Here is a 12,247-nt window from a genome sequence, read left to right as displayed (position 1 = left end):
CGGGTGGCGTTCACGTCACCCGGCACATCAAAGAGCGCACAAAGCGCCATATCTTTTCTGTAAAGCAATCAATACTTATCTCTGAAGCATGTGAGCAATCCCGACAGTGTTATCAAGGAGAAAGTAATGACTACGGTACGCCGTGAGAAAGACTCTATGGGCGCGATCGATGTCCCGGCTGACAAGCTATGGGGCGCGCAAACCCAGCGTTCGCTGGAACATTTCCGTATTTCGACCGAGAAAATGCCCGTCTCGCTGATTCAGGCGCTGGCGCTCACTAAACGTGCGGCAGCCAAAGTGAATCAGGATTTAGGCCTGCTGGCGGCAGAAAAGGCCACCGCGATTATCACTGCTGCCGATGAAGTGCTGGCCGGCAAGCATCCTGATGAATTCCCCCTCGCCATCTGGCAGACCGGTTCTGGCACCCAGAGCAACATGAATATGAACGAAGTGCTGGCGAACCGGGCAAGCGAACTGCTGGGCGGCGTGCGCGGTATGGAGCGTAAGGTTCACCCGAACGATGACGTAAACAAAAGCCAAAGTTCGAACGACGTCTTCCCGACGGCGATGCACGTGGCGGCGGTGATTGCGCTTCGTGAACAGCTGATCCCGCAGCTCAACGTGCTTAAAACCACCCTTGGCGAGAAAGCGCAGGCTTTCAGCGATATCGTCAAAATAGGACGTACTCACCTGCAGGATGCTACGCCGCTGACGCTCGGCCAGGAGATTTCCGGCTGGGTGGCAATGCTAGAACATAACCTCAAGCACATCGAGTACAGCCTGCCGCATCTTGCAGAGCTGGCGCTGGGCGGAACGGCGGTCGGTACGGGGTTAAATACCCATCCGGAATATGCGGTGCGCGTTGCCGACGAGCTGGCGGCCATCACCGGGCAGACGTTTATCACGGCGCCGAATAAGTTTGAAGCGCTGGCCACCTGTGATGCGCTGGTTCATACCCACGGAGCCCTCAAGGGTCTGGCAGCGTCGTTGATGAAAATCGCCAATGATGTGCGCTGGCTGGCCTCGGGTCCCCGTTGCGGTATCGGTGAAATTAGCATTCCGGAAAACGAGCCGGGTAGCTCTATCATGCCGGGCAAAGTAAACCCAACCCAGTGTGAAGCCATGACCATGCTCTGCTGCCAGGTAATGGGTAACGACGTTGCCGTTAACATGGGCGGCGCATCCGGTAACTTTGAGCTGAACGTCTATCGCCCGATGGTGATTCACAACGTGCTTCAGTCCATACGCCTGCTGGCGGACGGTATGGAGAGTTTCAACGAGCACTGTGCGTCAGGGATTGAGCCAAACCGCGAGCGCATCAGCCAGTTGCTCAATGAGTCGTTGATGCTGGTGACCGCGCTGAATACCCATATCGGCTACGACAAAGCCGCCGAGATTGCGAAAAAAGCGCATAAAGAGGGGCTGACGCTGAAAGCCTCCGCTCTGGCATTGGGTTACCTGACGGAGGCTGAGTTTGATGCATGGGTACGCCCGGAATCGATGGTCGGCAGCCTGAAATAATCACTGCGCCACATACAGGTGCAGCCGCGGAATAATCAGCTGCAGCGGTTGCGCCTGAGGTCTGTAACGATGCTGGACATTTTCAGCATCGTAATTCAGCAGTTCGCCAATATCCGGCACAATGGCCCCCTGATCGGCATCATAAAGTGCGATCAGCGGCGTCGGGCAGGCATACTGTACCTGCTTTTGCTGGCCGGAATACCAGACGCGCGCGATAGGCTGCACCTTCACCGGACGCTTAATCTTAAGCCGGGTATCCGCCGGTAGTGAGGCGATGCTGTGGTACTCCTGCTCAAGCCGTTCAATCCACTGCTCGCGTGACCACGGTGCGACAGTTCGCGGTGCCTTCAGACTCTTTTCCAGCTGTGCCAGAATGTCATCCCGGGTGAAGTTTTTAATGATGTGCTTGTTGGCCCAGCCGAAGCGAAGCGTGGCGGGATGACGCAGTACCGTCAGCGTACGGTAGGCATTCAGGGTGATTAATCCCGGTAGCTGTCGGTGTACCCATTCAAAACGGGCGGCAGGGGCCAGACCCGACTCTTCAGTGATGATCTTTTCAAACGTCGCCTTAAGCGTGTTGATATGCGCAATCTGGTTTTCCAGCGCTTCTCGCGTTGTTGCATCAGTTTGCAGGCAGATTACGCCCGGCAGACGAACGGCCGCTTTACTGCTGCGGTTTTCTGACTGCTGCTGGATAAACAGGCGACGGTAGTGCCGCAGCGTCAGTTCCAGCGCCGCTTTGCCGATATGCTGCTGTACCTCTATGGTTTCCAGCGGGTCGTGTTCAGCGCCTTTCACCACATCCGGCAGGGTAAAGACGCGCGCGGCTAACAGACGGCAGGTCTGCAAACGTTCGGTCAGGGTCAGTAACTCGTGTTCAATGTCGCGGAACGTGCTGTTCAGCCTTTCGATGAGATCGTACGTCGCCATGATAACTCTTCATTAGTTACAACATACTTAACATATAGCACAGCACGCCGGGTCAGGCCAGCGTGCGATAAAGGTCAGGCAGGGACGGGAAGGGTGATGTTGTGATATACCGGCCAGCTAAAGCAGAAGCGCGCGCCGCCGAGCGCGCTCTCTTCACAATGCACCGTGCCGCCCATCGCCTGCGCAATGGAGTAAACAATTGCCAGCCCGAGGCCACATCCCCCCGTGGCACGATCGCGGCTGGGGTCGAGGCGTACAAACGGCTCAAACACCGTTTCACGCGCTTCCGGGGCGATGCCCGGTCCGTCATCCTCAACCGTCAGACAGGCCTGACTACCCTGTAAATCTAAGCCAATCTGCAGCGTGCTCTCGCTATAGCGCATGGCGTTGTTCATCAGATTATCCAGCACGCGTTCCATCAGACGCATATCCAGTGCGCCATAATCGCCGGGCGTGACGTGTGTCAGCAGGGTACGTTGCGGGTTTACGCTCTGGACATCATCGATATGGGTTTGTAACCAGCCGGGCAGGTCCGGCGTACTGAGGTTCAGTTCGTTTTGCGGGCGATCGAGGCGCGCGTAGGTCAGGAGCTCCTCAATGAGGCCCTCAAGCTGACCAATGTCGCGGTTCAGCGCCTGAGACTCGGCCTCCGTCAGGTTTTCGCTCATCTCCAGCCGATAGCGCAGGCGTACCAGTGGCGTACGCAGCTCGTGAGCAATTCCGTCAATGAGCTGTTTTTTACTGATAATCAGCGCATTGATGTTATCAGCCATCTGGTTAAACGCCACGCCAAGACGTTCGAAGCTGGAACCGCTGTCGAAGTGAATGCGCTCGGTAAAATGCCCGTCACCAAAACGTTGCGCAGCTGATTCCAGTTTCAGCATGTCCTGCCAGTGTGGCCTCATCCAGATAAAGACCGGGAACGCGAGCGAAATGGCAATGAAAGCCAGCAGGGCAAGGTCCAGCAGGCGCATCTGGTGCAGATAATAGAGATAAGGTACCGGCCCCACGGCCAGAACGTAATGGCTCCGTGGAATGCGCTGGATAAAGGTATATTTCTCATCCAGCGCCACAATGTCCCCGTCACGCAGTCGCTGCATGGCGGGTGGCTCTAAATCGAAATCCTTCATCGGCTCGATGCGCAGATCAAACGACAGGTTCAGATCCAGCTCTTTTAAGGTCTTGGCCCAGTCGTGTGGCGGGATCTCTCGCAGCTCGCTGCGCATCAGGTAGAGCGAGCTTTTCATTAAATCATCCAGTGACTGCCTGCCCGCACGTTCGGCGGTGAATTTATAGACCAGTCCAACCAGCATGGTCATCACCAGGAAGCAGACAAACAGCAGGAGGTAAAACTGTACGAACAGCTTTTTCATTCAATCTCACCGAAAATCAATACGTTAACAACCTGCGTCGAAGACAAACACGCAAACCCAAACTAGTTACACATACCGCTCGGTTTTTTACGGGGCCCGCATTGTGAGTAATCCCACAGAACGTACCCTTTTGATTTCATACAGTCTTCTATTTTTTTGATCCTGGAATCCTGCTGTTCTATCGTTTCGCCCGGCAGCAGGCGGTTACGACTGAAGTTTTCGTCCCATGAATTGAGCGAATACTTTCGATCAACGCCGCAGGCGTACAAATCCTCACGGCGTTGTTGCACATTGGTATGGCCCGGGGTCCTGGGATTCTGGATAGTCTGAATATACGGAACATAGTCATAATGACTTGAATCCATATCTGCGACAACGCATCCGGTTAACCCAAAACAGCAGATCAGACTGAGTGTTCTTATTTTATGCAACTGTCAGACCTCGTCTGCGTAATGTTTTAAACAGTGTCGTTCGGGGAACCGGCATCAGGTTTCCCAGGCGTGAGGCGCGAACAGATAGCCCTTGTTACGCACGGTTTTAATGCGGTACGGCTCAGTGGCATTATCCTGCAGTTTTTTACGCAGGCGCGAAATAGCCACGTCAACGCTGCGATCCATTCCGTCGTAGCTGACGCCGCGCAGGTTTTTCAGTAATGCATCGCGATCCATGATCTGCCCGGCGTGGGTTGCCAGTTCCCAGAGCAGGTCAAAATCTGCCGTGGAAAGGGCGATAAGCTCGCCAGAAAGCAGAACCTGACGGTTAATCGGATCAATAGACAAGGTACCAAAACGCATCGCTTTGTGCGGGGTCAGCGACTGAGCAGGCGCTTCTCGTTCAACGCTGGCACGCTGGCGTAAATGAAGGCGCAGACGAGCAAGGAGGACGGCAGGGGGCGTGGTTTTCAGAATGTAGTCATTGGCACCCATTTCGAGTGACAAAATATGGTTCATGTCGCTGTCCAGCGAGGTCAGCAGCACGATAGGGCCCTCCCACCGGGCGCGCAGATCGCGGCAGACCGTCATGCCATCTTTGCCGGGCAGCATAATGTCCAGCAGCACCAGGTCCGGGTTTTCACGTAAGACCACCTCTTCGGCACGATCGCCACGAGGCTCAACAATGACGTCCATATCATGCTTACCCAAATAGGCGGCGATCAATTGCCCCACTTCGGGCTCGTCTTCAACATAAACAATCTTATTCATACAACGTCTGTTATCGTGAAAAAAGCCAACATACACTGCACAACCTTAACGTTCCATTAATCTTTCATAATTAACGCCAGTTCCGTTATTCTGGCTCATATTGTTATTTGATTGTTATATGGAAAAAGATGGGGCTGGTGATAAAAGCCGCGTTGGGTGCGCTGGTGGTGTTACTGATTGGTGTTCTGGCTAAAACCAGGAATTATTATATTGCCGGGCTGATCCCACTCTTCCCGACCTTTGCGTTAATAGCGCACTATATTGTCGCCTCAGAACGAGGCACGGAAGCATTGCGTACGACTATCGTGTTCGGGATGTGGTCGATCATCCCTTATTTTCTTTATCTGCTTTCGCTGTGGTACTTCACCGGTTTTATGCGACTTCCCCTGGCGCTGAGCGGGGCCGTTGTCTGCTGGGGGCTCAGCGCCTGGGTGCTTATCTTCTTCTGGAGCCGCTTTCACTAGCGCAGCGGTCGACCGCCGTCCACGGCAAAGGTTCTGCCAGTGACATAGCAACTGGTGAGCAGATAATCGATAAGATCGATAACCTCTTTTTCACCTGGCGCAATTTTCATCAGCGATTTATTTAGCGCCTGCTGGCGATACTCCGCATCATCGTCTTCGTTGAATAAAATCATCGCCGGGGCGATGGCGTTCACCTTAACTTCAGGGGCAAGTTTACGGGCGAACGAGCGCGTCATGTTATCGAGTGCAGCTTTACTGGCCGCATAGGCGATGTGCTTGTCGCTGCCGCGCTCCACGACGTAATCGGTGAAATGAATAATATCACCCGCCGCATGTCCGTGACCGCGCAGCAGGTCGAGCAGGGCATGGTTCAGCAGATAGGGCGCATTGACGTGGATCTGCAGCATGCAGGAGAGCGTTTCGCTGAGTGGCGTACCGGATTTTTCGGGAAGCCAGGCGCTGGCATTATGGATAATGGCGCGCAACCCGGGGGTGGTAGATTTCACTTTATCAGCGAAGGCCAGAATACCGTCATCGGTTGAGAAATCGGCCTGAATGCAGATCGCACCGGCTTTGCGTAGCCCCTCAATCGAGGGATATTCGCTGCGATAACTGATGATGACCGGATGGCGAAGATTGAGAAAGTGATGGGCAAGGGCGAGGCCGATACGACGGCCTCCACCAGTAATCAGTATTGGGCGTTGCTGCGCGTTTCCCATCGTGTTCTCCTTTTCAGTTCAACAATGGGAAAGGCGATTCTATCCCATTAACATCCAGGTTGCCGGTACGGCAGCAACCAGTAACAGCCCGATTAAGGCCATCTCACGGCGTCTAAGCGCGTTCTCTAACTGATGCGTGCGGCGGGCGTAGATAAACACCAGCAGACCCGGTGCATACAACACCACCGACAGCAGCAGATGCATAGGCCCGGAAGCATACAACAACCACAGGCCGTAAATACAGGCTCCGACACCCACCACATAGTGCGCCGGACGTGTGGCGATTTTTAACAGATATGCACCCACTAAGAAATAGGGTACCAGAATCATCTCCGAGGCGATGGTCAGCAGAGTGTTATAGTCTGAACCTGTGAGCCAGATCAGCACCAGACAGACCTGAACGCTGATGTTGGTCAGCCAGAGTGAGGCCGACGGCGCGCTGTTTTTGTTTTGACGAGCAAACAGGCGTGGAAATGCTTTGTGCGTTGCGGCCAGGAACGGCACTTCTGCCGCCATAATGGTCCAGCTCAGGTACGCGCCGCACACGGAGATAATCAGCCCCGCGGCAATCACCACGTCACCCCACGGTCCGAACATTTTCACCATCAGGCCCGCCATCGACGGGTTACGCATTTCGGCCAGTTCAGGACGCGCGACCACACCCAGCGACAGCAGCGTCACCATCAGATACACGCCCAGCGCCGCCAGTACCGCCAGCAGCGTGGCGCGACCCACATCGCGCTTATTCCGCGCCCGGGCAGAGACCACGACGGCCCCTTCAACACCGATGAAGACCCACAGGGTGATCAGCATGGTGTTCTTGACCTGCTCCCAGACCGGTACGCCCAGCGCGACACCGCTGAAATCGAGACTGAACACATCGAGACGGAACGCCATAAAGGCCAGCACGATAAACAGGCCGAGCGGAACCAGTTTGGCCAGGGTTGCCACCAGGTTAATGCTGGCCGCCGTCTGTACGCCACGTAGAATCAGCCAGTGAACAACCCACAGCAGTACCGAGGCGCCCACAATGGACTGCCAGGTATTGCCGTCGCCAAAGAACCGCAGTTCAGGAGTATCGGTAAAGAAACTGAGCGCCGAAAAGACGATCACCAGGTAGGAGACGTTTGCGATGACCGCACACAGCCAGTAGCCCCATGCGGAACAGAAGCCAATCAGTTCGCCGAAACCTTCACGGGCGTAAGTGAAAATCCCCCCATCCAGATCCGGGCGGATGCGGGTCAGCAGCAGCATTGCGAACGCCAGCAGCAAAATCCCGGCCCCCGTGATGCCCCACCCTATAAGCAGTGCGGCAGGGCTGGCGACCGCCGCCATATTCTGCGGTAAGCTGAACACGCCCGCACCCAGCATTGAGCTCAAAACGAGTGCAGTCAAAGCACTCAGGCCTAGTTTCTTTTCCATTGGCTTCCTGTTATGAAAGGTCCAAATCCAGAATAATTATTTCGCACAGGCGCATAAAAATGGTGGATCACACTAAGGCGCGGGATTTTACGGAGTGTCACGAAAGCATGCAATGACGTGGGGCCGAATTTCAAAAAAAAGTAACAAAAAAGGCGGCATTGCGCCGCCTCGGGTCAACCGTTCTGTTACTTGTACAGGTCGGCGCTGATGGTCACGTTGTTACCACGTTCCTGCCACTGGCGGGTGATGTGGTAATACTTCGCCCCTTTCTTCGCCGCACGTTTCGCGACCTGATAAGAGACTTCCGTCATGTTGCCGTAGTTGCCGGTAAATTTAATGCTGTCGAACGGCACCATCTGCGCTGCAGTGGCTTTATTCAGCTCTTCAATTTTGGTTCCGTCTGGCAGGGTAACGGAGTAACGGCCACCTTTGGTGGATTGCGTTTCGAAGAAACGGCCCACTTCAGCGCTTGGTGCGGCAGAGGTGGCTACGCCTGGAATTTCCACTTTCTTCGCTTCTTCACCGCCTTTCGCTATCGCCGCACGACCCGCTTCGGAATCAGCAGGAATAGCGTCCGGGCTTTGCAGAACGCGTTTCTTCGCATCTTCTTTATAGATGAACGCGGTAATGCGCTGGTTGCCACCCTGGTTAGCATCGACCTGACGCACGATAAAGAAAGAGTACGCGCCTTTTTCTTTTGCGGCTTTGGTGATGGCATCGTTCACTTCAGGCTGGCTGCGATAGAAGCCCTGCACGGTGACGGTGTCATAAGGTTCCAGCTCAATCGCCTGATCTTTCGGTAATTCAACGACGCCGTTAATCACGCGGTTTTTCGGTGCGTCAGCTTTCGGCGCATTGTCTTTATACAGCGCAATGGTCACGCGCTGGTTACCGCTGTTGCCGGAGTCAGACTGATCAACAACGTAAAACGAGGCCGCACCGTTTTTATCGGCGGCTTTTGATGCGGCGGCGACGGCATCGCCAATAGAATTATAACGACCCACAATGACCGTATGGTCAAAAGGTTTTAACGCTGCCGCTTGCTCCGGCGTTAACTCTGTCGCGGCATTCGCAGACAGGGCGGTCGCGGAGAGAAGTGCGGACGCCAGGAGTGTGTTCTTAAGCTTCATAAAAATAATCCTTCGCCTTGCGCAAACCATGTACTGGTATTGTTGTTAATTTGAGACGGTCCCGATTATGGCATTTAAAACCCGTCGCTGTCTGCGCCATTTTTCACAGCCTGTGCTCACTGAATCATCTGATTTGATAACATTTAGTGATATGTTGAAAAAACAGGCGTCTGACAAGCAAAACTGATAAAGCTTATGACTTTTACAAGTTAATTTAATGTTAATAAGTTGTTCTCTAATGGCGCTATATCATGTTTTTACCGCTTCGCTTGCGCTATTTATCGGTCTCAGCGATGAATTTAAGGTAAATATCACTGTCAGCGACGCAGATCACTTATTTTTCACAGATAAAGTAAGAAATAGTGTTTTCTGGCGGTAGATCACGGGCGTTATTTTCAGTAGGTTATAGAAAGTTTGTTACTGTTTTATTTTCTGGGGTTAATCATATGTCGTCGCTGTCCTGCTGGCGAAAGTTGATACAAACCGCGGGCATTTATCGACAAACCATCATCAAAAACCGATGGAAGGGAAAACTATGCGTATTGGGGTACCAAAAGAACGGTTAGCCAATGAAACCCGCGTAGCGGCAACACCGAAAACGGTGGAGCAACTGCTTAAACTGGGTTTTACCGTCGCAGTTGAACGCGGCGCGGGCAAACTGGCGAGTTTCGATGACGAGGCCTTTATTCAGGCTGGCGCGGAAGTGGTGGACGGTGCTGAAGTCTGGCAGTCGCCCGTTATTCTCAAGGTTAATGCGCCGGAAGAGAGCGAGATTGAACTGCTGAATCCTGGCACGACGCTGGTGAGCTTCATCTGGCCTGCACAGAATCCTGAGTTGATGGAGAAGCTGGCAGCACGTGGCGTGACCGTGATGGCCATGGACTCCGTGCCGCGTATTTCGCGCGCGCAGTCGCTGGATGCCTTAAGTTCCATGGCGAATATCGCCGGTTACCGCGCGATTGTTGAGGCGGCGCATGAGTTTGGTCGCTTCTTTACCGGTCAGATCACTGCGGCAGGGAAAGTGCCTCCGGCGAAAGTGATGGTGATTGGCGCGGGCGTGGCGGGTCTTGCGGCTATCGGCGCAGCAAACAGCCTGGGCGCTATCGTACGCGCTTTTGACACCCGTCCTGAAGTAAAAGAACAAGTACAAAGTATGGGTGCCGAATTCCTTGAGCTGGACTTCAAGGAAGAAGCGGGCAGCGGTGACGGTTACGCGAAGGTCATGTCCGAAGCTTTTATCAAAGCGGAAATGGAACTCTTCGCCGCGCAGGCAAAAGATGTCGACATCATTGTCACTACCGCGCTTATCCCCGGTAAACCCGCGCCGAAGCTGATTACCCGTGAGATGGTTGACTCAATGAAGTCGGGCAGCGTGATCGTCGACCTGGCGTCGCAAAACGGTGGCAACTGTGAATACACCGTGCCAAATCAGGTGACCACCACTGCTAACGGCGTGAAGGTGATCGGGTATACCGATTTGCCGGGCCGTCTGCCAACGCAGTCTTCTCAGCTGTACGGTACCAACCTTGTTAACCTGCTGAAACTGCTCTGCAAAGAGAAAGACGGCAACATCACCGTTGATTTTGACGATGTTGTTGTGCGTGGCGTAACGGTGGTGCGTGAAGGCGAAATCACCTGGCCTGCGCCACCGATTCAGGTGTCCGCGCAGCCTCAGGCGGCACCGAAAGCGGCGCCTGAGCCTAAAGAGCCTGCTAAACCGGCTTCTCCGTGGCGCAAGTACGCGATCATGGCGCTGGTCATTATTCTGTTTGGCTGGCTGGCAGATGTCGCGCCGAAAGAATTCCTCGGCCACTTTACCGTCTTCGCGCTCTCGTGTGTGGTGGGGTACTACGTCGTGTGGAATGTCTCCCATGCGCTGCATACGCCACTGATGTCGGTCACTAACGCCATCTCCGGGATTATCGTGGTCGGGGCGCTGCTGCAGATTGGCCACGGCGGCTGGGTAAGCTTCCTGAGCTTTATCGCGGTGCTGATCGCCAGTATCAATATTTTCGGTGGGTTCACCGTGACTCAGCGCATGCTGAAAATGTTTCGTAAAGGCTAAGGGGTAGCATATGTCTGGAGGATTAGTCACAGCCGCATACATTGTTGCTGCAATCCTGTTTATTTTCAGTCTGGCGGGACTTTCCAAACACGAAACGTCTCAGCAGGGAAATAACTTTGGTATCGCCGGGATGGCGATTGCGCTGATTGCCACCATCTTCGGGCCGGACACCGGCAACGTTGCATGGATCCTGGTGGCGATGATCATCGGTGGCGCGATTGGTATTCGCCTGGCGAAACGCGTTGAAATGACCGAGATGCCGGAGCTGGTGGCCATTCTGCATAGCTTCGTGGGGCTGGCGGCGGTGCTGGTGGGCTTCAACAGCTATCTGTACCACACACCCGGTCTGGAACCGATTCTGGTCAACATCCATCTGACGGAAGTGTTCCTCGGCATCTTCATTGGTGCGGTGACCTTCACCGGCTCAATTGTCGCGTTCGGCAAACTGCGCGGTAAGATCTCTTCTAAACCGCTGATGCTGCCAAACCGTCACAAGCTGAACCTGGCGGCGCTGGTCGTGTCCTTTGTGCTGCTGGTGGTCTTCGTGCGCACTGAAAGCGTGGGCCTGCAGGTGCTGGCGTTACTGGTGATGACCCTGATTGCCCTGGCCTTTGGCTGGCACCTGGTGGCCTCCATTGGTGGTGCCGATATGCCAGTGGTTGTCTCCATGCTGAACTCCTACTCCGGTTGGGCCGCGGCAGCAGCTGGCTTCATGCTGAGCAACGATCTGTTGATCGTCACCGGTGCGCTGGTCGGTTCTTCTGGTGCGATCCTGTCTTACATCATGTGTAAGGCGATGAACCGTTCGTTTATCAGCGTTATCGCGGGTGGCTTTGGTTCTGACGGCTCCTCAACCGGTTCTGACGAAGAAGTGGGTGAGCACCGTGAGATCACCGCGGAAGATACCGCAGAGATGCTGAAAAACTCACACTCGGTCATCATTACCCCAGGCTACGGCATGGCGGTGGCGCAGGCTCAGTATCCGGTTGCGGAGATCACCGAGAAGCTGCGTGCGCGTGGTATCAAGGTTCGCTTTGGCATTCACCCGGTAGCGGGGCGTCTGCCAGGCCACATGAACGTGCTGCTCGCGGAAGCGAAAGTGCCTTACGACATCGTGCTGGAGATGGATGAGATCAACGATGATTTCACCGATACCGACACCGTCCTGGTTATTGGTGCCAACGACACCGTTAACCCGGCGGCGCAGGACGATCCGCGTAGCCCAATCGCCGGTATGCCGGTTCTGGAAGTGTGGAAGGCGCAGAACGTGATTGTCTTCAAACGTTCCATGAATACCGGTTATGCAGGGGTTCAGAACCCGCTGTTCTTCAAAGAGAACACGCACATGCTGTTTGGCGATGCAAAAGCCAGTGTCGATGCGATTCTGAAATCGCTGTAAATCAGCGACAAAAAAAACCGCC

Annotated in this window: 10 protein-coding genes; 4 read left to right on the top strand and 6 right to left on the bottom strand. The window is 54.5% G+C overall.

The window, feature by feature from the left end:
* The first annotated feature begins 126 nt into the window (after positions 1-126).
* Positions 127-1,521: a class II fumarate hydratase gene (gene fumC, locus QLG09_RS19960; protein WP_049022134.1), complete on the top strand. Its 1,395-nt coding sequence runs from the start codon at positions 127-129 to the stop codon at positions 1,519-1,521.
* Here the strand turns inward: fumC and tus are convergent, their stop codons facing one another.
* From tus to rstA, 3 genes are all read right to left on the bottom strand, one after another.
* Positions 1,522-2,451 carry a DNA replication terminus site-binding protein gene (gene tus, locus QLG09_RS19955; RefSeq protein ID WP_014169815.1) on the bottom strand — a complete coding sequence of 310 codons (930 nt, stop codon included), beginning with the start codon at positions 2,449-2,451 and terminating at the stop codon, positions 1,522-1,524.
* Positions 2,452-2,525: 74 nt separating this feature from the next.
* Positions 2,526-3,824 carry a two-component system sensor histidine kinase RstB gene (gene rstB / locus QLG09_RS19950; RefSeq protein ID WP_014169816.1) on the bottom strand — a complete coding sequence of 433 codons (1,299 nt, stop codon included), beginning with the start codon at positions 3,822-3,824 and terminating at the stop codon, positions 2,526-2,528.
* A gap of 485 nt (positions 3,825-4,309) precedes the next feature.
* Positions 4,310-5,026, bottom strand: coding sequence for a two-component system response regulator RstA (gene rstA, locus QLG09_RS19945; RefSeq protein WP_025204337.1), 717 nt, complete (start codon positions 5,024-5,026; stop codon positions 4,310-4,312).
* Between the two features lie 128 nt (positions 5,027-5,154).
* Here rstA and QLG09_RS19940 point away from each other — a divergent pair, with 128 nt between their 5' ends.
* On the top strand, positions 5,155-5,490 hold the full coding sequence (locus QLG09_RS19940) for a GlpM family protein (RefSeq protein WP_025204336.1): 336 nt from the start codon (positions 5,155-5,157) through the stop codon (positions 5,488-5,490).
* Here QLG09_RS19940 and folM read toward each other — a convergent pair.
* The 3 genes from folM to ydgH form a co-directional block, all read right to left on the bottom strand.
* Positions 5,487-6,209, bottom strand: coding sequence for a dihydromonapterin reductase (gene folM, locus QLG09_RS19935; RefSeq protein ID WP_020884311.1), 723 nt, complete (start codon positions 6,207-6,209; stop codon positions 5,487-5,489). The two genes, QLG09_RS19940 and folM, sit on opposite strands and share 4 nt — an antisense overlap.
* 39 nt (positions 6,210-6,248) lie before the next feature.
* A complete protein-coding gene (locus QLG09_RS19930; protein ID WP_020884310.1) occupies positions 6,249-7,631 on the bottom strand; it encodes an amino acid permease in 1,383 nt (460 codons plus the stop codon).
* Between the two features lie 185 nt (positions 7,632-7,816).
* Positions 7,817-8,761 carry a DUF1471 family protein YdgH gene (gene ydgH, locus QLG09_RS19925; protein WP_020884309.1) on the bottom strand — a complete coding sequence of 315 codons (945 nt, stop codon included), beginning with the start codon at positions 8,759-8,761 and terminating at the stop codon, positions 7,817-7,819.
* Positions 8,762-9,296: 535 nt separating this feature from the next.
* Between ydgH and pntA the strand changes: the two genes are divergently transcribed.
* Together pntA and pntB are read left to right on the top strand one after the other, a co-directional pair.
* Complete coding sequence (gene pntA, locus QLG09_RS19920) at positions 9,297-10,826, top strand: Re/Si-specific NAD(P)(+) transhydrogenase subunit alpha (protein ID WP_020884308.1); 1,530 nt, start codon at positions 9,297-9,299, stop codon at positions 10,824-10,826.
* 10 nt (positions 10,827-10,836) lie between these two features.
* Positions 10,837-12,225: a Re/Si-specific NAD(P)(+) transhydrogenase subunit beta gene (gene pntB / locus QLG09_RS19915; protein WP_025204333.1), complete on the top strand. Its 1,389-nt coding sequence runs from the start codon at positions 10,837-10,839 to the stop codon at positions 12,223-12,225.
* Positions 12,226-12,247: the final 22 nt, after the last annotated feature.

It is taken from the genome of Enterobacter sp. V89_11 (genome assembly GCF_029967775.1).
Classification (GTDB): Bacteria; Pseudomonadota; Gammaproteobacteria; order Enterobacterales; family Enterobacteriaceae; genus Enterobacter; species Enterobacter ludwigii.
The sequence above is the reverse complement of the archived record's forward strand: the minus strand, read 5'-3'. Positions and strand labels throughout refer to the sequence as shown.